Annotated in this window: 18 protein-coding genes, 1 tRNA gene and 1 pseudogene; 9 read left to right on the top strand and 11 right to left on the bottom strand. The window is 55.1% G+C overall.

The genetic code is table 11. From position 1 onward, the window contains the following. Positions 1-25: 25 nt before the first annotated feature. The 4 genes from ACZ0AV_RS16845 to ACZ0AV_RS16830 are packed head-to-tail and all read right to left on the bottom strand — an operon-like array spanning position 26 to position 6,099. Positions 26-1,228: a hybrid sensor histidine kinase/response regulator gene (locus ACZ0AV_RS16845; protein WP_499152082.1), complete on the bottom strand. Its 1,203-nt coding sequence runs from the start codon at positions 1,226-1,228 to the stop codon at positions 26-28. Next, entirely contained in the window at positions 1,222-1,809 is a 588-nt protein-coding gene (locus ACZ0AV_RS16840; RefSeq protein ID WP_499152081.1) for a chemotaxis protein CheB, read from the bottom strand. Before ACZ0AV_RS16840 ends, ACZ0AV_RS16845 begins: the two co-directional genes overlap by 7 nt. After that, on the bottom strand, positions 1,806-2,624 hold the full coding sequence (locus ACZ0AV_RS16835; RefSeq protein ID WP_499152080.1) for a CheR family methyltransferase: 819 nt from the start codon (positions 2,622-2,624) through the stop codon (positions 1,806-1,808). The genes ACZ0AV_RS16840 and ACZ0AV_RS16835 overlap by 4 nt, the downstream gene beginning before the upstream one ends. Position 2,625: 1 nt before the next feature. After that, positions 2,626-6,099, bottom strand: a complete 3,474-nt coding sequence (locus ACZ0AV_RS16830) for a response regulator (RefSeq protein ID WP_499152079.1) — start codon at positions 6,097-6,099, stop codon at positions 2,626-2,628. Between the two features lie 384 nt (positions 6,100-6,483). Here ACZ0AV_RS16830 and ACZ0AV_RS16825 point away from each other — a divergent pair, with 384 nt between their 5' ends. The 7 genes from ACZ0AV_RS16825 (at position 6,484) to ACZ0AV_RS16795 (ending at position 11,834) form a co-directional block, all read left to right on the top strand. Continuing rightward, positions 6,484-6,879, top strand: coding sequence for a response regulator (locus tag ACZ0AV_RS16825; protein ID WP_499152078.1), 396 nt, complete (start codon positions 6,484-6,486; stop codon positions 6,877-6,879). A gap of 352 nt (positions 6,880-7,231) precedes the next feature. Then, the gene (locus ACZ0AV_RS16820; protein WP_499152077.1) at positions 7,232-8,005 is read left to right on the top strand and encodes an ABC transporter ATP-binding protein; all 774 of its coding nucleotides are present in this window, start codon (positions 7,232-7,234) and stop codon (positions 8,003-8,005) included. 18 nt (positions 8,006-8,023) lie between these two features. Continuing rightward, positions 8,024-8,776: an ABC transporter substrate-binding protein gene (locus ACZ0AV_RS16815; RefSeq protein ID WP_499152076.1), complete on the top strand. Its 753-nt coding sequence runs from the start codon at positions 8,024-8,026 to the stop codon at positions 8,774-8,776. A gap of 46 nt (positions 8,777-8,822) precedes the next feature. Further along, positions 8,823-9,518, top strand: a complete 696-nt coding sequence (locus tag ACZ0AV_RS16810) for an ABC transporter permease (protein WP_499152075.1) — start codon at positions 8,823-8,825, stop codon at positions 9,516-9,518. Beyond that, positions 9,515-10,204: an ABC transporter permease gene (locus ACZ0AV_RS16805; protein ID WP_070880521.1), complete on the top strand. Its 690-nt coding sequence runs from the start codon at positions 9,515-9,517 to the stop codon at positions 10,202-10,204. Before ACZ0AV_RS16810 ends, ACZ0AV_RS16805 begins: the two co-directional genes overlap by 4 nt. 33 nt (positions 10,205-10,237) lie before the next feature. Beyond that, complete coding sequence (locus ACZ0AV_RS16800) at positions 10,238-11,467, top strand: methyltransferase (RefSeq protein WP_499152074.1); 1,230 nt, start codon at positions 10,238-10,240, stop codon at positions 11,465-11,467. A gap of 291 nt (positions 11,468-11,758) precedes the next feature. Continuing rightward, positions 11,759-11,834 (top strand) — tRNA-Thr (locus tag ACZ0AV_RS16795). Positions 11,835-12,099: 265 nt separating this feature from the next. Here ACZ0AV_RS16795 and ACZ0AV_RS16790 read toward each other — a convergent pair. Then, positions 12,100-12,375 (bottom strand): annotated as a pseudogene (locus ACZ0AV_RS16790) (tyrosine-type recombinase/integrase); the annotation flags it as partial. Positions 12,376-12,935: 560 nt separating this feature from the next. Between ACZ0AV_RS16790 and ACZ0AV_RS16785 the strand changes: the two are divergent. Continuing rightward, on the top strand, positions 12,936-13,913 hold the full coding sequence (locus ACZ0AV_RS16785) for an integrase domain-containing protein (protein ID WP_175552909.1): 978 nt from the start codon (positions 12,936-12,938) through the stop codon (positions 13,911-13,913). 297 nt (positions 13,914-14,210) lie between these two features. On the opposite strand, the gene ACZ0AV_RS16780 is transcribed toward ACZ0AV_RS16785, so the two are convergent. The 5 genes from ACZ0AV_RS16780 to ACZ0AV_RS16760 all read right to left on the bottom strand — a co-directional run bounded on the left by ACZ0AV_RS16780 (position 14,211) and on the right by ACZ0AV_RS16760 (position 19,049). Continuing rightward, the gene (locus ACZ0AV_RS16780) at positions 14,211-14,876 is read right to left on the bottom strand and encodes a class I SAM-dependent methyltransferase (RefSeq protein WP_200583245.1); all 666 of its coding nucleotides are present in this window, start codon (positions 14,874-14,876) and stop codon (positions 14,211-14,213) included. Positions 14,877-14,879: 3 nt separating this feature from the next. Then, positions 14,880-15,551, bottom strand: coding sequence for a hypothetical protein (locus tag ACZ0AV_RS16775; protein ID WP_499152073.1), 672 nt, complete (start codon positions 15,549-15,551; stop codon positions 14,880-14,882). Positions 15,552-15,637: 86 nt separating this feature from the next. Continuing rightward, positions 15,638-17,398, bottom strand: a complete 1,761-nt coding sequence (locus ACZ0AV_RS16770; protein WP_499152072.1) for an ATP-binding protein — start codon at positions 17,396-17,398, stop codon at positions 15,638-15,640. Continuing rightward, positions 17,395-17,874 carry a hypothetical protein gene (locus ACZ0AV_RS16765; protein WP_175552904.1) on the bottom strand — a complete coding sequence of 160 codons (480 nt, stop codon included), beginning with the start codon at positions 17,872-17,874 and terminating at the stop codon, positions 17,395-17,397. The genes ACZ0AV_RS16770 and ACZ0AV_RS16765 overlap by 4 nt, the downstream gene beginning before the upstream one ends. Then, a complete protein-coding gene (locus ACZ0AV_RS16760) occupies positions 17,871-19,049 on the bottom strand; it encodes a dsDNA nuclease domain-containing protein (protein WP_200583242.1) in 1,179 nt (392 codons plus the stop codon). Before ACZ0AV_RS16760 ends, ACZ0AV_RS16765 begins: the two co-directional genes overlap by 4 nt. A 925-nt stretch (positions 19,050-19,974) precedes the next feature. Here ACZ0AV_RS16760 and ACZ0AV_RS16755 point away from each other — a divergent pair. Further along, complete coding sequence (locus ACZ0AV_RS16755; RefSeq protein ID WP_499152071.1) at positions 19,975-21,279, top strand: ATP-binding protein; 1,305 nt, start codon at positions 19,975-19,977, stop codon at positions 21,277-21,279. A 423-nt stretch (positions 21,280-21,702) separates the two neighbouring features. Here ACZ0AV_RS16755 and ACZ0AV_RS16750 read toward each other — a convergent pair whose 3' ends face one another. Next, positions 21,703-22,344, bottom strand: coding sequence for a BRCT domain-containing protein (locus ACZ0AV_RS16750; protein ID WP_499152070.1), 642 nt, complete (start codon positions 22,342-22,344; stop codon positions 21,703-21,705). Positions 22,345-22,731 lie beyond the last annotated feature (387 nt).

Raw genomic sequence — 22,731 nt, 5'->3', positions numbered from 1 at the left:
CTTCGACCCTGCCGGTACGCCGAGTTCAACCTATATCTGCGGGCCGGCGGCGCGGCAGCCATAGGCTGAACAGCGAGCCCTGCCCCAGACTGCTGTGCACCTCGATGCGCCCACCATGCGCCTTGACGATCTGGTCCGAGATGAACAGCCCGAGACCCAGGCCGGCGATCGATTCGCTGCTCACGGCACGCTCGAACTGCTGGAAGATACGCTGCTGGTTCTCCTGGGAGATGCCGATACCGTGATCGCGTACATCGATGCGCACGCCGTCGTCCACCGCCCGGGCACGCACCTCGATGGGCCGCCCCGCGCCATAACGCAAGGCGTTGCTGAGCAGGTTGCTGATCACCTGCTCGACACGAAACTGATCCCAGCTGCCATGCAGGGCCTCGTCGCTGTCGAGCTGCAGGTCACAGCCGGCCACGGCCATCTGCTGGGCAAAATTCTCGGCGACGTTGCGCACGGTTTGCGCGAGGTCGAACTCCACCGGGCGGATCGACAGCTTGCCGGTGCGAATGCGTGACACATCGAGCATGTCTTCGATGAGGCGGATGAGGCTGTGGATCTGCCGCTCGTCACGGTCGAACATGGCCCGCAAATTGTCTTCGCTGAACGCCGTCAGGTTGCCCTTGGCGAGGTGCATCTTGCGCAGTTGGGTGTCGAGAATCAGGCCGTTGAGCGGTGTGCGCAGCTCATGGGAGACGATCGACATGAAGTCGTCTCGCATGCGCACAGCGTGCTGCAATTCGCCCTGGGTGGAGCGTAGCTCGTTGAGCAATGCATCCTGCTCCTGTCGGGAGCGCTCCAGCGCAGCCAGTTGCTGGGCCATGACCTTGCGCTGGCGGTAGAGGTCGACGAATACCGCCACCTTGCTCTGTACCGCCTGGATATCCAGCGGCTTGTAGAGGAAGTCCACGGCACCACTTTCATAGCCCTTGAAGGCGTAATTCATCTCGCGGCCGGCGGCGCTGACAAAAACGATGGGAATGTGCTTGGTCTTCTCGGTGCCGCGCATCAGCTCGGCGAGCTCGAAGCCGTTCATGCCGGGCATCTGTACATCGAGGATGGCCAGGGCGAACTCGTGTTCGAGCAGCAGCACCAGCGCGTCGTCGGCGCATTGCGCCTTGAACACTTCACGATCGTCGCGGCGGATCAGCGCCTCGAGTGCCAGAAGGTTCTCCGGCAGGTCATCGACGATCAGCAATTTGCATCCGGTGCTACTCAACATGGGCGTGAGTCCAGTTCGGCTAGCAATGCGAGAATGCCCCGCAAAGAAAGAATGTAATCGGGGCGATGCAGCGCCAGCGCCGCTTCTGGCATGGTGCGAACCTGTGCCTCCTGCGGATCCTGCACCACGGTCATACCACCCCGCTGTTTTATTGTGTTCAGGCCCAAAGCGCCGTCCTGATTGGCGCCGGTCAGCAATATGCCCATCAGGTTGGCGCCGTAGACGTCGGCGGCCGACTCGAACAGGTAATCGATCGATGGCCGCGAATAGTGCAGCGGCTCATCACGGCTGTAGGAAAAGCGGCGGTCCGCTTCGATGCACAGGTGGTAACCGGGCGCCGAGAAATACAAGGTGCCCGCCTGCAGTTGTTCCTTGTCCTGCGCTTCCTTCACACGCAACGCCAGGCGCCGGCCAAACAGCGCAGGCAAGAGGCTTTCACGGCTGTCTGGCAGATGCAAAACCACCGCCAACGGTAAACCGTAGCTTGCCGGCAGCCCGTCGAACAGCGTCATCAACGCTTCTACCCCCCCTGCCGAGGCGCCGATCACCACTGCTTCGAGCATCCTTGGCTGACTGCTCATAGCTTGCGAAACACTCGTTCCTGACGATTGAGCGCCTCGAAACGCCCCGCATAGGCAGAGAAATCCAGACTTTCCTTGCTGCCCAGGCCGAGAAACGCGCGATGGCCAAGTGACTCGTGGAACAGCCCGAAGGCGCGGTCCTGCAGCGCCTTGTTGAAGTAGATCAAAACATTGCGACAGGAGATGAACTGGGTTTCCGAGAACACGCTGTCGGTGGCGAGGCTGTGATCGGCGAACGTCACGTTGGCGCACAGGAAGCGCTCGAACAGCGCGCCATCGTAGGCGGCCGTGTAGTAATCGGAGAGCGATCCCTTGCCGCCGGAGCGTTGATAGTTCTCGCTGTACAGGCGCATGTTGTCGATGGGGAAAATGCCCTTCTGGGCCTTGGCCAGCGAATGCGGGTTGATGTCCGTGGCATAGATGATCGAGCGCTCCAGCAGCCCCTCCTCATGCAGCAGGATGGCCAGCGAATACACCTCCTCACCGGTGCTGCAGCCTGCCACCCAGAGTTTGAGCGACGGGTAGGTGCGCAGAAACGGCACCACCTCCTGGCGCAGGGCCAGGAAGTAGGACGGGTCGCGGAACATTTCACTGACCGGGATGGTGAGAAACTGCAGCAGTTGCATGAAAGCCGCGGGGTCGTGAATGATCCGCCCCTGCAGCTCGGAGATGCTCGCGCAGTCGAACTGGCGCATGGCGTGAACCATCCGGCGCTTGAGCGAAGAGCCGGCGTAATCGCGAAAATCGTAGCTGTACCTCAGGTAGATGGCCTCGATCAGCAGGCGCAGCTCGATATCCTGCGTTTGCTCGGACATGTCAGATGCGCTCCAGCTTGGGCAGCCACACGCGGATCAGCGAGAACAGGCGGTCGAGGTCGATGGGCTTGGCCAGGTAGTCATTGGCACCGGCCTTCATGCACAGGTCCTGGTCGTCCTTCATCGCCTTGGCCGTCACCGCGATGATCGGCAGCTTGCGCCAGCGCGGGTTCTCGCGGATGCGCCGGGTGGCTTCGTAGCCATCCATCTCCGGCATCATCACATCCATCAGCACCAGGTCGATGTCGCTCACCGCTTCGAGTTTGCCGATGGCTTCGCGGCCGTTGCGCGCCACCTCGACCTGGGCGCCCTTGTGTTCCAGGGCGCTGGTGAGGGCGAAGATATTGCGCACGTCATCATCGACCAACAGGATACGCCGGCCCTCGAACACCTTGTCGCGGCTGCGCGCAGTCTTGAGCATGCTCTGCCGCTCGCTGGACAGCTCGGACTCGACCATGTGCAGGAACAGGGTGACCTCATCGAGCAACCGCTCGGGAGAACGGGCGCCCTTGATGATGATGGAGCGCGAGTATTTGAGCAGCTCGGCCTCCTCGGCCCGCGTCAGGTTGCGCCCGGTGTAGACGATCACTGGCGGGAACGAGCGGATGTTTTCGCCGCCCATGCGCGCCAGCAGCTCGTCGCCCTGCATGTCCGGCAGTTTCAGGTCGATGATCATGCAGTCGAAGATATGCTGGCGCAGTTGCTTCAGGGCCTGCTCACCAAACTCGACGGCAACGATCTCGATGTCGTCATCGCCGATCAGGCGGGCAATGCTGTCGCGTTGCAGCTTGTCGTCCTCGACCACCAGCACGCGTTTCATCTTTTGCGTCAGGCGCGCTTCGAGCTTGCTGAACACGCCCTTGAGCTGGTCACGGGTCGCCGGCTTCTGCGCGTAGCCCACGGCGCCCATCTGCAGGGCCGCTTCGGCCATGTCCTCAACGGAAATCACGTGCACCGGAATATGCCGAGTGCCCGGGTTTTCCTTGAGGCGCTGCAGCACCGAGAGGCCGGAAACGTCCGGCAGGCGCATGTCCAGCAGGATGGCGTCGGGGTGGTGAGTGGTCGCCAGTTCCAGGCCATCCTCGGCGCAATGGGCGACCAGGCAGCGGTAGTCGAGCTCGTGGGCCAGGTCGTAGAGGATGTGAGCGAACTGCGGCTCGTCCTCGATCACCAGCACGCTGCGGCCGCCGAGCACCGACATGCCGCGGTCATCGGGGAAGGTCGCAACGGGCTTCTCGACGGGAGCGTCGCGGACCGGCTCGGGCGCCCGCGGCGCGATGCTGCGCGCGACCTGCACCGGCTGCGCCGCAAGTGCTTCGGCCTCGCCTGCCTGCGGTGAATAACTTTCCGGCAGCACCAGGGTGAACACACTGCCCTGCCCGGGCTCGCTGGCCACACTGATCGAGCCGCCCAGCAGCACGGCCAGGTCGCGGGAGATCGACAAGCCCAGGCCGGTGCCGCCAAAGCGCCGGTTGGTGGTGCCGTCGGCCTGGCGGAAGGCTTCGAAAATGTATTCCTGCTGATCCTTGCGAATGCCGATGCCGCTGTCGCGCACGGCGAATGCCACGCCCTGGTCGGCGCGGCTGATGCTCAAACTGACCGAACCCTGCTCGGTGAACTTGATGGCGTTGGACAGCAAGTTCTTGAGAATCTGCTCGACGCGCAGGCGATCGGTGTACAGCGAACGCGGCACGTCGTCGGCCACCTGCACCTCAAAGCTCAGGCGCTTTTCTCCGGCCAATGGCTGGAAGGTGGTTTGCAGGCTCTGAGCGAGGCGCACCACGTTGGCATTTTCCGGGCGCAGATCGAGCTTGCCGGCCTCGACCTTGGAGATGTCGAGGATGTCGTTGATCAGGTTGAGCAGATCGTTGCCGGCGGAATAGATCGAATCGGCGAACTTGACCTGTTCGGCGTCCAGGTTGCCCTTGGGGTTGTCGGAGAGCAGCTTGGCCAGGATCAGCGAGCTGTTGAGCGGCGTGCGCAGTTCGTGGGACATGTTGGCCAGGAACTCGGACTTGTAGCGGCTGGCACGCTGCAACTCTTCGGCGCGCTCTTCGAGCTGCTCCTGGGCCTGCCGCAGGGCGCTGTTGCGGTCATCGAGGGCATCGCGCTGCGACGACAGCTGCTCGTTGGTCTGCTCCAGTTCGGCCTGCTGGGTTTCCAGGTGCGCCTGGGATTCCTTGAGCGCGCGCGACTGCTCTTCGAGCTCCTCGTTGGCAGTTTTCAGCTCTTCCTGCTGCACCTGCAGCTCTTCGTTGAGCTGCTGGGTTTCGGCCAGAATTTCCTGCAGGCGATGGCGGTAGCGGGCGGCTTCGACCGAGGCGCCTACGCTGGAGGCGATCTGCCTGAGGAACTCGCCATCACGCTCGCTAAGCGGGCGCAGGAAGCCCAGCTCGATCACCCCATTGACCTCGCCATCATTGTCGATGGGCAGCAGGGCGACCGTCAGCGGCTCACCCTGGCCAAGCCCGGAACTGACCTTCAGATAATCGGCCGGCAGTTGCTCGAGGGTCAGCAGGCGGCGGTTCTGCGCCACCTGGCCGACCAGGCCTTCGGCGCTGTAGAACGACTGTTCGGCCTTTTCCAGCTCGCGGGAGAATCCATAGCTGGCGACGCGGCGCAGGCCACCGTGCTCTTCACGCACGTAAAGCGCGCCCACCACGACCCCCAGGTGGCTGGCCAGAAACTCCAGCATGTTGCGCCCCAGCACCGGCAAGGCCTGCTGGCCGATCAGCCGCTCGGCCATCTCGGTCTGGCCGTTGCGCAACCAGGCCTGGGCCTGCAGACGCTCATTGTGCTCGTCCTGCTTCTTGAGGATGGCGCCGTAGGTGCTGGTCAGGCTCATCAGCTCGCGCCGCCCGAACAGTGCGAGCGAGCCACTGAACAGCAGGGTGAACAGCACGAACAAACCAATGGTGAGGGTGGCGGTGTTGGAGGCCGTATCGTTGCGCTCCTTGCGCAGGCGCTGCTCCTGGGCGATGAAGGCGGCATACTCGGTGCGAATGGCGTCGGTCAGCTGCTTGCCGCGGCCGTCACGCACCGGGTCGAGAAAGTTGCCGCCCTCGCGTTTGGCGTTGATCGCCGTCTGCGCGAACGTGTTCCACTCCTCCTGCAACGCGGCGATAGTACGCAGACGATCGAGCTGCACCGGGTTGTCCGCCACCAGCTCGGTGAGGATATCCATCTCGGCCTTGATGCGCGGCTTGGCGATTTCGAACGGCTGCAGGAAGCGAATGTCACTGGACAGCAGATAACCGCGAAAGCCCGTTTCCTGATCGATCGACAGCTTCAGGCCTTCATTGGCGTTGTTGAGCACGCGATCGGTGTGCTGCACCCAGCCCAGTACATTGAGCAGGTAACTGATCAGCACCACGAAGAACACCGCGCTGACCACCCCCACGCCCAGCGGCAAGGCGACGTTGCGCCTGAGAATGCGCTTGAAGCTGTTCTCATCGATGGAAGAGGTGTTGGTCATCGGAGTTTCCTGGCCGCGATTGGATAATGCATCGATCTGCATGCTTGTTCGGTAAACGGCCGATGGTAATGCGCCGACTGAACTTTATCCAACAGTCAGCGCAGGGCGGCCCGCGCGCTTGGATTACGCACACAGCGGCCAGGTTCGACTTATTTTGCAACGCATGTCGACAACTGCGTCACAGCGTGGCGCCAACCGGTAAAGACGGTAACTTTTCAGCCCGGCGGCACCCTTGCGGTGCAGATCGGGCACCCATTTCGTGCCATGCTAATTGTCCAGCCCTCGTCAGCCCTACCAGGCTGCAGCGCCTCGCGATCGACTACCTGGCCAACCGCCTGGCGATGCCGATCCACGCATTCATCCTTCCTTTACCGAGGTAACGCAGTGTCAGACCCAGCTATCAATGCATCGCCGAGCGCCCAGCGCATCCTGCTGGTGGAGGATTCCGAAGTGGTGCGCATGCTCACCGTAGAAGTGCTCGAAGAACTCGAGTACAGCGTGATAGAAGCGGCTGAGGCGCAACAGGCGTTGCAGGTACTGCGTAGCGACGAGCACATCGACCTGCTGATGACCGACATCGGCCTGCCCGGCATGAATGGCCAGGAGCTGGCCATCGCGGCGCGCCAGCTTCGCCCGGATCTCAAGGTGCTGTACGCCAGCGGTTATGCGGAAAGCGTCGAGATCGACAAGAACGAGCCGGCGACCCGTACCGACATCATAGGCAAACCGTTCTCCCTCGATGCCCTGCGCGACAAGGTTCAGGGCATGCTCGGCAACTGAGGGTTTCGGGCTCGGTTAGGTCAAACAGGCCATTGGCACTGGAATTGCGAGACGGATGTGAGTAGGGTTCGCGTCTTTTTTGAAAGCGTAGTCTGCAGCGCCCGGCTGGTCCGCGCCTCCCTCGGCTCTGGAGACCGCGCCACCGTGCCGTCGCCGGCACCGTTAGAGGAATGGCCAAACGCCGTTTTTTGCCGCGGGGCGACAAGCAACTGCACTGATGCGACACCCCCGTGAGCGTAGCGGCGGCGGGCCAGCAGTACCCTTGGCGCCCCCTGGTGCCTATGCTAGGTTTGCAGCCCACAGCCCCGCCATACACGGATTCTATCCGCACAAGAACCAAGAGGACTGCTCGATGGCTGAGGCCACGCCTGCGCTGGAAATCCGCAATCTGCATAAACGCTATGGCAACCTCGACGTGCTCAAGGGCATTTCCCTGACGGCTCGCGATGGCGACGTGATTTCCATTCTGGGCTCTTCCGGCTCGGGCAAGTCGACCTTCCTGCGCTGCATCAACCTGCTGGAGAATCCCCATCAGGGGCAGATCATCGTCGCAGGTGAAGAGCTCAAGCTGAAGAGCCAGAAGAACGGCGAATTGGTCGCCGCCGATAGCCGCCAGATCAATCGGCTGCGCAGTGAAATCGGTTTCGTGTTCCAGAACTTCAACCTGTGGCCGCACATGACGGTGCTGGACAACATCACCGAAGCGCCGCGCCGCGTGCTTGGCAAGAGCAAGGCCGAAGCCATCGAGATTGCCGAAGCGCTGCTTGCCAAGGTCGGCATCGCCGACAAGCGTCACGCCTACCCCAACCAGCTCTCCGGCGGCCAGCAGCAACGTGCGGCCATTGCCCGCACCCTGGCCATGCAGCCAAAGGTGATCCTGTTCGACGAACCGACTTCGGCGCTCGACCCGGAAATGGTACAAGAAGTGCTTACTGTGATCCGCGCGCTCGCCGATGAAGGGCGCACCATGCTCTTGGTGACCCACGAGATGAACTTCGCCCGGCAGGTTTCCAGTGAAGTGGTTTTCCTGCACCAGGGGTTGGTGGAGGAACAGGGGTCGCCGCAGCAGGTATTCGACAACCCCAACTCGGCGCGCTGCAAACAATTCATGTCCAGCAATCGTTAAAAAACGGAGCAATCACGCATGCATAGCTATAAAAAGATTCTGCTGGCAGCTGCCGCCACCCTGGCTTTCGGCACCAGTGCCGTCGCTGCTGACAAACTGAAGATCGGTACCGAAGGCGCCTACCCACCCTTCAACCTCATCGACGCCAGCGGCCAGGTCGGCGGCTTCGACGTGGAGATCGCCCAGGCCCTGTGCGCCAAGATGAAGGCCGAGTGCGAAGTGGTCACCTCTGACTGGGACGGCATCATCCCGGCCCTGAACGCCAAGAAGTTCGACTTCCTGGTCGCCTCCATGTCGATCACCGAAGAGCGCCAGCAGGCGGTCGATTTCACCGACCCCTACTACACCAACAAGCTGCAGTTCATTGCCCCCAAGAGCAGTGACTTCAAAAGCGACAAGGCCAGCCTGAAAGGCAAGGTGATCGGTGCACAGCGCGCGACCATCGCCGGTACCTGGCTGGAAGACAACATGGACGGCGTGGTCGACATCAAGCTCTACGACACCCAGGAAAACGCCTACCTCGATCTGGCCTCGGGCCGCGTCGATGGCGTACTGGCCGACACCTTCGTCAACTGGGAATGGCTGAAGAGCGATGCCGGCAAGGACTTCGAATTCAAGGGTGACCCGGTATTCGACAACGACAAGATCGGCATCGCCGTACGCAAGGGTGATGCCCTGCGCGAGCGCCTGAACAAGGCCCTGGCAGAAGTCGTCGCCGACGGTACCTACAAGAAGATCAACGACAAGTACTTCCCCTTCAGCATCTACTAAGCAGCCTGCCCGCGTCGCCACTGGCGGCGCGGGCGCTTGAGTTTCCATGAATTTCGACCTTTCCGGATTCGGCCCGGCCCTGGCCGCCGGCACCCTGATGACCGTCCAGCTCGCGCTCAGCGCACTGTGCCTCGGTCTGGTGCTCGGCCTGCTCGGCGCCTTCGCCAAGACTTCTCCGTACAAGCCGCTGCAATGGCTTGGCGGTACCTACTCGACCATCGTGCGCGGCGTTCCCGAGCTGCTGTGGGTGATGCTCATCTATTTCAGCACCGTGAACGTGCTGCGCGAACTGGGCGAAAGCCTGGGCGTCGGCAGCCTGGAGCTGAGCCCGTTCGCAGCAGGCGTGATCGCCCTCGGCCTGTGCTTCGGCGCGTACGCCACCGAGGTGTTTCGCGGCGCCATTCTGGCAATCCCCAAAGGCCACCGTGAAGCCGGCCAGGCTCTGGGCATGTCCAAGCCGCGCATTCTCTGGCGGGTCGTCATGCCGCAGATGTGGCGCATCGCGATGCCAGGCCTGGGCAACCTGTTCATGATTCTGATGAAGGACACCGCACTGGTTTCAGTGATCGGCCTGACCGAGATCATGCGTCAGTCGCAGATCGCCGTCACCGCGACCAAACAAGCCATGACCTTCTACCTGGTCGCCGCCATCATCTACCTGAGCCTCACCATCATCTCCATGATCGGCCTGCACTTCCTCGAGAAGAGAGCCTCGCGCGGCTTCGTAAGGAGCACTCAATGAATTGGGAGCTGATCATCAAGCACCTGCCAAAAATGGCTGAAGGTGCGCTGCTGACCCTCGAACTGCTCGCCGTCGCGGTGGTTGCCGGCCTGATTCTCGCGCTGCCGATGGGCATCGCCCGCGCCTCGCGCCTCTGGTACGTGCGCGCCCTGCCCTACGGCTACATCTTCTTCTTCCGCGGCACGCCGATGCTGGTGCAGCTGTTCCTCGTCTACTACGGCCTGGCGCAGTTCGATGCCGTGCGCCAAGGTCCGCTGTGGCCTTACCTGCGTGACCCGTACTGGTGCGCGGTGATCACCATGACGTTGCACACCACCGCTTATATCGCCGAGATTCTGCGCGGCGCGATCCAGGCCGTACCACCGGGCGAGATCGAAGCGGCAAGGGCGCTGGGCATGTCGCGGGCGCAGTCGATGCTGCACATCATCCTGCCGCGCGCCTCGCGCATCGGCCTGCCGGCGTACAGCAACGAAGTGATCCTGATGCTCAAGGCCAGTGCGCTGGCCAGCACCGTCACCCTGCTGGACCTTACCGGCATGGCCCGCACGCTGAACGCGCGCACCTATGTGAACATGGAATTCTTCTTCACCGCCGCGGTGTTCTATCTGGTGATCACCTTCGTGCTGATCAACGCCTTCAAACTGCTGGAACGCTGGCTGCGCGTCGACGCCTGCCAGGGCCGCTGACGTGACGGGGCCAGCGCCCCGTCACCTATCGCCATGACCTCACGCCCCGCGCCCCAGCCACTCAGTGGCGATGCCCTGCTCCAGCGCTTCCAGGCGCTGGACGTGTTTCTCTGCGCCCACCAGGCACTGTGGAAACCGCGCCCGTTCACGCACCATGAACTGCCCTGGGAGCACCAATACGCCGAACTGGGCAACTGGCTGCGCGGCCGTACCCTGGAACAGGCCGAGGCCAGCCACAACCAGCCAACGGCACTGCCGGATGCGCCCGCGCCTTTTGCGGAACTGGCCGCCCAGGCGGCCTTGCTGAATGAAGTGGGCGACCTGCCGCACAACGCGTCGGCGGATTTGCCGCCGCGCTTTTCGGTGGATGTGCCGGGCCGCAAGTGGCAGCAGATAAGCGCCTTCGCCGACAGCCTGCAATTTCACAGCCCGCCTCGGCACTGGCTGGACTGGTGCGCCGGCAAGGGCCACCTTGGCCGCATGCTCGCTCATGACGGCCAGGCGCTGACCTGCCTGGAACACGACCCTGCGCTGGTCGCCAGTGGTAACGAACTGAGCCAGCGCCTGGGGATAACCGCGCAACACATCGAGCAAGACGTACTCGCCAGCAGCGCCGCGGATCGGCTGCTCGCCACACACAGCCCCGTCGCCCTGCACGCCTGCGGCGACCTGCACGTACGCCTGCTGCAGCTGGCCAGTGCAGTGGGCAGCAAACAGCTGGCCGTCGCACCGTGCTGCTACAACCGCACCGCTGCCAGCACCTATCAAGCGCTCTCGACCGCAGCGCACGGCTCAGCACTCAGCCTGTCGCAGGATGACCTGGCATTGCCCATGAGCGAAACAGTCACCGCCGGCAATCGCGTGCGCCAGCAACGCGACCAGTCCATGGCCTGGCGCCTGGCTTTCGATTTGCTGCAGCGTGAGCTGCGCGGGCTGAACGGTTATCTGCCAACCCCATCGCTGCCTGCAAGCTGGCTGAGAAAAAGCCTGGCCGAGTACTGCCACGACCTCGCCGAACTCAAAGGCCTGCCCACACCGGGCGCACGCAACTGGCAGCACCTCGAAGCCGCTGGCTGGCAGCGCCTGGCAGAAGTGCGCAACCTCGAACTGCTGCGTGGCCTGTTTCGTCGCCCACTGGAGCTGTGGCTGGTGCTCGACCGCGCGCTGTACCTGCAAGAACAGGGCTACGATGTGCGCCTTGGCCAGTTCTGCTCGCCCAACCTGACACCCCGCAACCTCCTGCTGCTCGCCGAGCGCCACTGAGTTGCACACACAATCTGTGGATAACTCTGTTAACAGATTCTGGGCAAGACCACGCATGCCTATCCCTATCAGGCCTGAAGACCACCGCTCATTTTTTGATCAAAAATAAAACTCATATAAAACAGTCACTTGCAAAACACAGAAAACGTTGCTTAGCCTTTTCATAAAAACGCTCTGCTCGCTGCCCATTTGTGCATAAGCCGCGCCAGAGCCTCTGAAAACCGCGGCAAAAAACCTGCCAAAACCAGCTTTACTCGTGCAAACGAATGGATATAATGGCGGCCCTCAAATGCCGGTATAGCTCAGCTGGTAGAGCAACTGACTTGTAATCAGTAGGTCCCGGGTTCGACTCCTGGTGCCGGCACCATACAAAACGAAGCCTCCATAGAAATGTGGGGGCTTTGTTGTTTCTGGACACTGGCCACGCTGCGTTGCACAGCGTCTCAGTGTCCACATTGTGTCCACCTAGCGCAGTGCACCAAGCAGTACACCAACCAGTTTCTGCGCTTACTTCTCGTTGATGACAATGCCGACCTTGGCTGCTTCTTGCTGCTGAACGAGATGAATCCACGCACCTGCCCAGTCATGGCCGTTTCCACTCCGAGTGGTTACAGACATGATGTGAGCAGTGTTTAAAAGCCGCGCCTTCCCATCTCGGTCAGTGGTAGTGATGTTACTGGCTTAACGGCTAGCGGGTTGAGATGCACCACCTCAGCCAGGTGCCCCGGGCTGACGTGGGCGTAACGCATGGTCATGATCAGCGAAGCGTGCCCCAGGCGCTGTAGCGTCAGGATATCCCCGCCGTTCATCATGTAGTGGCTTGCGAAGGTATGGCGCAGCACGTGAAGTGCGATTAGCGTCCGGCGGCTCGCACGGTCACAGCGATGTGATGGATGCCTACTTTTACCAGTGTGCCCACTGCGGTAACTCATACCCCTTTATAGCTGCTCTGCAGCAACCTATCCGCGTGGCCATTTCCTTGCGCCAACCTGCGCCCGTCTCTTCCTTCCGGAAAGAGACGGGCACTCCTACCGCTGCTGCAGCCCAACTCGTACAAGGCTTTGCGGCATTCCCCCTCGTGACAATCGGCGTGACAAACACCGAAGTCACCCGCAACAGCGATACAGATGATGGTGCCGCAGCCCACGGAATGGACTGCACCTGACTGACAGTCAGGCATGCCCCGGTCATCGCATCACTGCCTTCACCTGACTCAGGATCTCGCGGCGCCGGTCTCGTCAGCCAGCGTAGCCTTCACCCGCCCACTTCTGCGGAAGTGTTCAGGAGGCCAGATCATGAGATGCCCAAGCTCCCGGAATGCGATTCCCGGTCGGAAGGAGCCGCCAGTCCCGCGTTAGTGGACAACCCTCACTGGTCGCAGGGGCCTTGATCCCTGATAACACTCAACATTCTTGGCGGGATTACGTGGGGAAGGTTTTAAAGGTTTGGCTTCGAGAGGAGTTCGATCATGGCACTGGTGGGCAGGCGAGATGGACGCAATTTTGGCTACGGTCGGCAGTTGAGCTATGCCGGGCCACAGGCATTGAAAGATCTGTTTGGCGGTGGACATTACGGGACCGTCAAAGCACACAGTGATCGCTGGCAGGCGTTTGTGCGCTGGTGTCGCTCGGAGGATGGGCCGGGGTTTAACGATGCCCGGCAAATTAATCGACAGACCCTGCGTGACTATGCCGAACATCTGCGTCACCACGTTGAACAAGGTGAGCTCGCCATCACCACTGCGCAAAATCGATTATCCAGCGTTAACCGGACTATGGCTGCGCTTCGCGGTGATCAGTATGTGAAAGTGCCGCCGAGCAAGGCGCTGGGAATGCGGCGCACCAGTGTTCGCTGCTCGGTGCCGCAAGGCCAAGACCCCGAACACGTGAAGCAGATCGTCGACGCGCTCTGCGAACACAAAATGCTGCGCGCGGCGGCCATCGCTCAGTTAGCGAGAGCCACCGGCATGCGCTTACGCGAGGCCATTTTGGCGGACCTACCGCGTCTAAAACGTGAGGCCGAACACTACGGCAAGATCAACATCCAGAATGGCACCAAAGGTGGCCGCGCAGGTGCGTCGGCACCTCGCTGGATCACGGTGAACGATCACATCCGCGGTGCACTGGCATTCGCCCATCATGTCTCGCCCGACGGTAGCCACAACCTGCTTGCACCAAACGAAAGCTACCTCGATTTCCAACGGGGAATCGTCCGTCCTGCACGGGACATCCTCCATCAGTACAGTCTCAAAGGTTTCCACGAGTTGCGCGCGGCCTATGCATGCGAACGCTATGAACAAATCACCCATCATCCCGCACCTATCAACGGTGGCCGTTGCTGCCAGCTCGACCAACACCTTGATAAGGATGCCCGAGTGAAAATCAGCTATGAGCTGGGACACGGCCGTATCGGCGTGGTGTCGGCTTACATTGGTAGTCGAGCATGAGCAAGCCATTCGATATCGAGCTGTTCTTAATAGGCGTGTTGACCGGTTCAATACCACGCGCCAGCGTCACCTTCGCCAAGCAAAGGTAATGCAGGACGCAATCACTAAGCGCTGGCAGCAAGATAACCCATGGTGCTGGCAGAAAAAGCATTTAGTTTGGTTCCTAACTGCTACAAGAGAAGAACGTTCGGAAGCAACTAATTATTACTATTTGCTAACCACACAGTTAATAGCGAAAAGACTCGGGAAGTCTTGGTTCGTTCATCGCGACCAAATCATAAAATAAAACTCTAGTCATCATGCAATCACTGTATGTGGCCGCCGCACGAGCACAAAGCCTACGTCCTCTTCCGACCAAACGTTTACAACTTCGAAACCTAATGGCACGAGAAGATCCACAACCACATCGTTCGTCATGACGCCATAATAAGTGTAACCCAAGCGCGCTTTATAAATATAGCCATACATATGACGACGCCCGGATTCAAATTTAGAAAACGACGAACACCTAAATTGATTAACAAAAAGAGCTTCGCCTCCTCCCTGTAAGGCAGAATAAATAATGCATAATGCGCTCCGCAAATAGTCAACACAAGGGATTGCGGATAGCACATTTGAACAATTTATAAAATCAAAACAACTATGAACGCCTTGAGCCACTGCACTCTCAAAGGATAAAATCTGCGCATGGGCGTAGTGCGTTGATACGTATTCAGCTACGCTAGTAGATACCCCTCTCACCATCTGACTACGTGAAAGCTGCAAATCAGAATCCAAGAAAACGACTTGTTTACTTATCGAAACAATTTCATCTGAATATCGAAGTTTCCCACAACCAAAATCCATTACTCTATTACTGCTAGGTCGCGCTCTCAGGTAGTTGCTAACGAACTTGGATTTTTGCTTGTACGATTTAGCAGCGTTTTCTGATCTAATTATCTCGCCTTCAATCAAATATCTCATACACTATTTAACCCCGCGAAAATACTGAGACAATTTCAATTTATCTATTTGATCAACCTGAGAATATGATTTTTTAAGCGTAATAAAAAACAGATGGAAAAGCAGAAGCAGCAGCAAGCCTAACAGATAGAAAAAAAGCGCCCCATCAACTTTATCATTATAAAAAATCAACAAATAAACTATAGTCAGCAATACGACAAAGAAATGTTCGAATATCGCCCAAAAAGACAACGTATAGCGCCAAAACAACTGAACATAGTGCTGATTTATTAGAGCCACCTCCTTATAATACATGTCGCGCATGAAGCTTTTCACTAAATCACGCGTGGCTTTTCTTTCTACCTGAGAGTAGCGCAGTGCCTTTTTTGTAATAGCGCGATCCCAATATAATCTTAGACCCAGAATTTTTGCTAAAATATTATGGGCTTCTAAGGAAAAACTTGCCAGGAAAGCAATTGATGCCAATGTGATTGGGACCAGACCAAAAGAAACCATCCACTTCAATAAAACACCTTGGTCTTCCGTTGCAGGAAGCAAGTCAGGACTTATCTTTATAACTGGCAAATATCCAAACAAACTCATAAATACGAAAAAAATAAAACTACTGCAGAATGTTATCTTATTCAACTGCTCCAGAAGATCATTATAACTAGCGGGAGACTTTAAACTTATCATCGTTCACCAATAAAAATTATTGAGGCGACTATTACACGCCATAAACCCACAAAAGCCAACGCTCCCGCAGCGCATAAACAACACTTTTATAATCGGCCTCGCTTCAAGAACATCTTTTGCTTAGGGCCAGGAAATTTAGGCTCCCAATCTTTATCCATAGCATCTCCAATATAATGATATTCAGTTCCGGATATAATAATCTGAACACCTGTCGCGCGTGAAAATACTTTAAGCGCATCAACATAGCGCCCCAGATCGACGCCATGCATCTCATGTTGTTTTGGGGTATCGAATATAATAAACGACACCTTCTTTCTTTTAAAAAACTCAAAGCACTCAAGAAGCGCGGCATGATAAGCAAGAATCACACGGAGCCTAGTACTCCCACCTAACTGAGCTAATCTCTCGCTGCCTAAAATTGGCACGAAATCCCCCTCAAACTTTATTTCGCTAGAAACATTATTTGTATCGAGGATATCCATCCACTTAAGCATATTCTCTCTCAGTACACTTCTAAATCTAATGATGAGAGGATTACCTTGCCCAGTTTTTTCTAGTTCTTCCCTTCGATTAATAGCTTCATCTTGAGCTGATAAAGCTCTAACATAGCGAGCCGAAATATCTTCGATCGAATCTAAAGACTTTTTATCCTGCTCTAGACCAAATATCCTTGATGTAATTTGAGTAATCGCTTCAACCAGAGCTTTAATATCTGAAGTATTAACCAAGGAATTTCGTCGTTCAGTAAGGCTTTGAGTTTGAGCTACCAACTCACCCCGACGAAGACTTAATTGTTCACTCCTCCCACGCCCAATCTCAACATTGCGCTCCAGATCCTTTAACTGGTCCTTTAAATAAAATAAATTCTTACCATAGGAGTCTGAGCTGAATGAAAACAATTGACAGCCTGGAGAGTTACATATCTCCTCAAAAGAAGAAAAAACTCTTTTCGCTTCTTCATTCAGGCTCAATGTATTGATTTCGGTTTGAATCTCTGCATGAATTCTTTGAAAGCTACGGTCGCGCTTTGAGATGTCCCCTAACTCCCGATCTAAAGATCGGATAGTTTCGTTATTCGATCCAATGAGTTCATCAATAGCGTCTGTAGAGGCAGTTTTATCTGCCGTACCACTTTTCAGCTGTTCAAGTCTCTGGTACAAAGACTTGAGTTCCACATCTATCCCTACTGGATCCATAGATCCGTAAACATCTTTGGCTGACTCATATTCTTTTTTTAGTGCATATACTTGCTTATCGCGCTGTTCGAGTTCACGCTTAGCGTCAATCAGTTTCTTTTTCGCATCAAATGCGTTCTTCGGCGCCACGCCCAAAACAATCCGAATCGACTCCGAAAGCTGATCCTTTATAAAGGAAGTGCTAGGGCTATAATACTTACGATACCCTTCCTCTTGATCTAAATAATAGATAGGGAGCAAAGCAGAAAAGTACGCCTGCGCCGCCTTTTTCTCATCGCTAGAGACCAATGTATGTATATCAAGCCCTAACAACTCAAAAAGATATTTCGAGTAGTCAAGCTCATTTGAAAATTCGCGCTTAACTCCTGCAATATCGGTTAGAACAACATCTAACCCCGATTTAAAATTACGACGAGCAACATAATTAACATCATTAACTTCAAATTCCAACTCAGCACACAGGCAGTTCTCGAGAATGTCATCTCGAAATTTACTTGGATAGCCGAGACAAAAAACTATAGACTTGATTAGCGGTGATTTACCACAGCCATTAGGGCCGAAGAGTTGAGTGACATCTTGACCAAATACCAACGGCTCTGAGCTCCATCCATTATCGCCCTTCGGGAAAATTTGAAGTCTGATAAGCCTCATACAAGCTCCAGGTCCATCTGCTTATTCACACAGATATTTCTATAAGATCGTTGAATCAACGAAAGGTTATAGGATAAATCATCATCATTAGACAAAGCTCTATCAATGACCTTTTGTCCTAGGGTTGTGGCTAGCATTCTATTATCGCTTTTTCGGATTTCAATCATACCGGATCGTTCTAGAAAGCTAATGGCTTTTACCGTCCGTATCCTTAAAATTGCAGACCAACCTAAATGATTAGAAGACCCTTTGAACCCGACTAATGAGGCTTCGATGGACTCTCCCACCATCTGCCCAATTTCAGTCACAATTGGCTTACGCCGGTCCTTAGCCAATAGAAGTACGATCATTGAGATGAGAGGCAACTGAAATAATGCCTCATTACTTAGCTGGTAGTTTTTTTGAATATCTTTTTCTAAAACCGCAATTGAAATTTCGCGCCTGGTTACACTTTCAAAGAATTCGTCATAGTTCATGATTTACACCTAACCAGGGCAGAAATAAATCCCCCGAACAAAAGTGGTGGTGTTAAGTCGTATGCCAACCCCAAACTATCCAGATCCACCATCAACTGCTTCAGTTTTGGATGCAGCGCACCTAACCTAAAAGATTTGGTGCCATTAAGTGTATCGGCAAGTAACGTGTCAATTTTCGAAGCTATAGAAAGGAGATCAAAATCGGAAAGCTTATTTCTATTATCTCGAAGCCAAACATCCCACTCAGTTTTACATCTCGACGAATATTCAATCTCCTCGTTGCTAGCCCCAGAAGCAAACATCGTGCGCTGGATTACTGACGCCGATTTAATTGCTCTAGCATCACCTCCTTGAATCAGAGAATGATACGCCTCTCTAGATATACTTAATAAATCAAGCAAGTCATTTATATCAACGCTTGCCTTACTATTAATAGAGGACTCATCAAAAACAGAAATCACCCCTGCAGTTTTTTTCGACATCAACTCCAACAGATTTACAAGTATCTGCCTTGCCTCATTAAACTCCAGATCGATTTCACTAAATTGATATATCTTGGTCCGAGCATCGGACTCGAAGCTATTGTTTTTATCTTTTATAAACGAAACGTCGGACTCAAATCTAAGTTTAGAAAGCTTCTCAAGTATTTGGGTCTCTGAAAGTTTTGGCTCGGTCAACACGAAGCAGTCATTAAAATTATCGACAATAAATTTCAAATATTTATTGGCAACATCATTACGCTCTAGGCTTACAGACATTGCCTCGAGAGTTTCATCCAGGTGAGCATTAGTCATAAATACAATTCTTGCACACACGTCCGGAAAAGTTACCGTATGCTGCAATAATTTTCCGGCGAAACTAGCCTTCACATTTTCTGCGGAGTGGCTCGCATTTTTTTGGGTTTTAAGTCCAAATACTTCGTTAAGCGTCCAGTTCTTACTGGTTTTAGCGCGAGTTTTAACTTGAAAAAACTCGTATTGCTGTTTACCAGAGACCTTCTTTCCAATCACGAAATCGTCATGGTAATCGCAAAAAACTCTATCAACTTCGCCGCCTTCCAAAATCTCCAAGGCGGCTAGTGCGGCAGCTAGTATCTGAGCCCTATACCTTAAGAAGGTATCTCTACCTACTTGTTCGCGGGGCTTTGTTGAGTAAAAATCTTCAGTACTATTCATGAAGTATCTACGAGTCCCTTCTCAGCTGAAATATCTTTCTCAACTTAGCTAGCACATTCCATCGACCAGTTACATATCTTTTGATGACTCCGATATGTGAACAATAATACTGACCAGTAAGCTGAAACTTTTACTAGATGATCTGCACCTTATTCGGCTCCAGCCACAAAGCACCGCCTACTGATTAGCTCACCGGTAGAGCTGAAAAGTTATCATTATGCCATTACACCTGTCTACCGTAAGGGTTCAACTCGGCCCAACAACATGCGCATACCCTGAGCTTGTGAAGCTGCGTTCGAGATAGGAGTCAAGGCCCCCAATCACAAGAAAGGAACTCCCGAGTTCGATTCCGCTTCAGTCCATAACTAGCTGATTCATTTATGGTTACGGATTGGGGTATGCCAAACTTTCCATCGGATTCCAGTCCCGCAGAAAACCTAGCTCCGCCCCTAGATACCGTTCGTCTGGTGTAGATCCATTACGTATTTTCCTTGGGGTGGGTATTAGCTCTACCGAAGCATTAGCAAGCAGGTGTTCAAAGCTAGCACCACTGCGCGCAGACACCCCATTTCGCGCATGAGCAAGCCATTCGATATGGAGCCGTTCCAGGCAGGTGTTTTGACCGGGTCGCATTCCATGCACCAGCGTCACCTACCAGGCAAAGACAATTCCAGCGGTAATCGGTGATCGCTGGAACCGAGATAGCCATGTGGCTGGCAGCGAAAGCATTTTGTATGGTTTCTAAATCACTACGTGCGCCACCACGCTGGATCGACGTGCTATGACTATCTGCTGACCATGCGCTTGCTCACGACTCGCTTAGGAAAATCTTGGCAGCTCAACGACTAGGCGAGAGTCAACAACCGGCCCAAGCTGGGTGAAAACGAACGTCTGCAAGCCGAACTACGAGCTTAAAGGATCAGATATGTATGTAAAACACGTCTCGCTTAGAAACTTTGGTCCATTTTCCAAGGCAGATTTCGAATTTTCGGGGGCTGCCATCAACATCGTAGTGGGGGCCAACGCAACCGGGAAGACTCAGCTTTGTGGTGCCATAATTGCTGCGATCGTGGGGCGGCCTGCTGTCCAGATTCGCGAAGGTGCCACTGGACCGTCAGAGGTATCAGTCACACTGATGGAAAGTTTTTTTACTGAGATGGCGACGCTTTATGTCACAGAGAACTCGCCTGGGACGGTCTCCGTTTCACAGGAGCCATGTCCATTGGCGATTCAAATCTTAGCTACAATGAGCGACCCTTACGGGGCGCGCCTGGTTCTAGCGGAAGGAGGCGAATCGCACGACCTGATAAATGACGATCTGAAAGTAATCGAAAGCGAGTTACCGGAAGGTATCAAGTATCACGAGCGGTGGTTACAGATGCGTAACAACTGGTCATCCAATCAATATATCGGGTCACGAGGTGAGCACGACTTAGCTCTCGTTGTGCGAGAGTTAGCTATACGGAAAAAGACAAAATCAAGTCTGCCGCTTTTGATAGATGGCCTCGGGATGCATTGGGATCAGCCAACTCGGGGCTTTGCAGTTGAGATTCTAAACGAAATAGCAAAACTTTCCCAAGTAATTATTTTCACTAACCGGGAAGACTTTTTCGTAAATGGCACAACCATCGAAATTTTTCAACCTGAGAGGAGGTCAGATGCGTTGGCGGGTTACAACAACCGTCTCTTCGCGCCACAAAGCACTGGGCGCAGACGGAGGCAAACTCCAGCGTGGATAAAAGGGGCTAAATTCCCGGACCAAGAGAGTCGCATTTGCGAACTGAAGGAGATAAAAGGAAATAATCCAATTGGGTCAATAAAATCACTTGTCGATCAATATGCGGTAGCGTTCATGAATGCTGGAGTTTCGCAAAATGGCTCAATATATTGGGGTGTTCGTGACGAAGACTTATCTATTATTGGTGTGTCTTTGTCAGAGCGAGAATGTGATGAGCTTCGGCGAGTCGTCACAGAGAAGCTCCATAAAATTGCGCCAGCGATAGCACCGACTGCTTATCAAATAGAATTGCATCCCGTAAGTGACGGTATGAAAATTATTGACGGCCTATATCTTGTCGAGGTGAGAATCCCAGCAGTTCGCCGTACCCTGCTATTCGCAACCGGGAGTCAAGAAGTTTACGTTAAAACTGACGCAGGAAAACGACGATTGTCCGCAGTAGAAATTCAATGTGAGCTACTGAGACGAGTGGGTGTCGAGCCATCTTTCTAAAATTTCTCTAAATACTATAATATTGGACTTGGTGTCAGCGCAACGCGCTTTAATTTAGCGACACGAATTCAAAAAAAACTTACAAGTCGACAATGCAAGGACACTTTTTAAATGCCGGTTTCGATTCCACTGACCGCCATGACGAGCCGATTTATTTATAGTTACTATTAGGGGTACACCAAATTTTTCCACCGAATTCCAGACCCGCAGAAAACCTAGCCCCGCCTACTACTACCGTTCGTCTGGTGCCGCACCATACAAAACGAAGCCCTCGCAGAAATGCGAGGGCTTTGTTGTTTCTGGGGTGTTCACTTTCCTCCACACCCTGAAAAACCTGTGGGAGCGAGCTTGCTCGCGATGAGGCCATCAAACCCACCGACAATCTTCCAGTCAGGACAATCGGCAGCCTTTTCCTGGACCAGCTCAACCAAACAACATCTTTTGCCAGTGATCCTCACCCACAATGGCAATCGAAGCACCCGCCTCTCGCAGTTCCACTGCCTTCATGATCTTCGTTCCGTAGGTGCTGTGGCGCCACTGCTCATTACCCACGCTGCCGACCACCAGGTAATGCACCTTCTTACTCACCCCACCACCAATCAAACCGCCACGCTCCTCGACCAATGCCTGGCAATCTTTGCGTGGCCCAAAGGCCATGACGCCTGTAAATACAAACATTCGGCCATCCCACACCAAGTCAGGGGCTGGGGAATTGAAGGGAAGGTCCGTTGGAGTAATGGCAACAGCTTCGCCGACCTTCGATCTCTCAATGCCCAGGCCAGAAAAGCTACGCAGGATGTTAAGCAGCTCAAGAGACTCGTCCGGGTCCAGAGCATCTTCCTGAAGCATGGACGCCAGACGCGAATACAACAGATTGATCACCGGGTCATTTAGATGGGCGAGGTTGTTTTCCAACCATTGCTTTAGGAAAACCGCTTCGTTGGTGTTCACGACACCGTCCGCCGTAATCCCCGCGGCCAGTCCCACCAAGGCATCGGCGGCGCGTCGATCGATACGGGCGTGGTGGAAGAATTTGCTGTTTTCGAACTCGTTGTGTAGGTCCATAAGGGGTTCCTTAGGATGGGTATCGGTTCAACACTGAAGCATTACCGGTTGGGGAAATGTTGTGTTCAAACCTAGCACTCCTGCGCACGGCCCCCCATTTTTTGATCGAGGAAATAAATCCGTCCCCTTTTCCCTTTTCCCGATGGGTCGCATGCGACGCGGCAGCGGCATTCGCGGCAGGCGCAGGTTATCCATGCTGCAATCGCAGAGCGGTGCCAGCGGGAGACGCCTTAGGGCGGGAAGCGGAAGCATCTGAAGTGGTTTCTGACGCACCGCCTGAAACAGCGCGTTGAGGGCACACAGCATTACTACGAGCTCACGGCTCGATATGTCACTCGGCGCTTGGAGGTGTGATGGGGGCTCGGTCTTTGAGGCGTTGCTGTCGTG

It is taken from the genome of Pseudomonas sp. AC532, from assembly GCF_979258965.1.
Note: the sequence above shows the minus strand (reverse complement) of the source record. Positions and strands in the feature narration are given on the sequence as shown.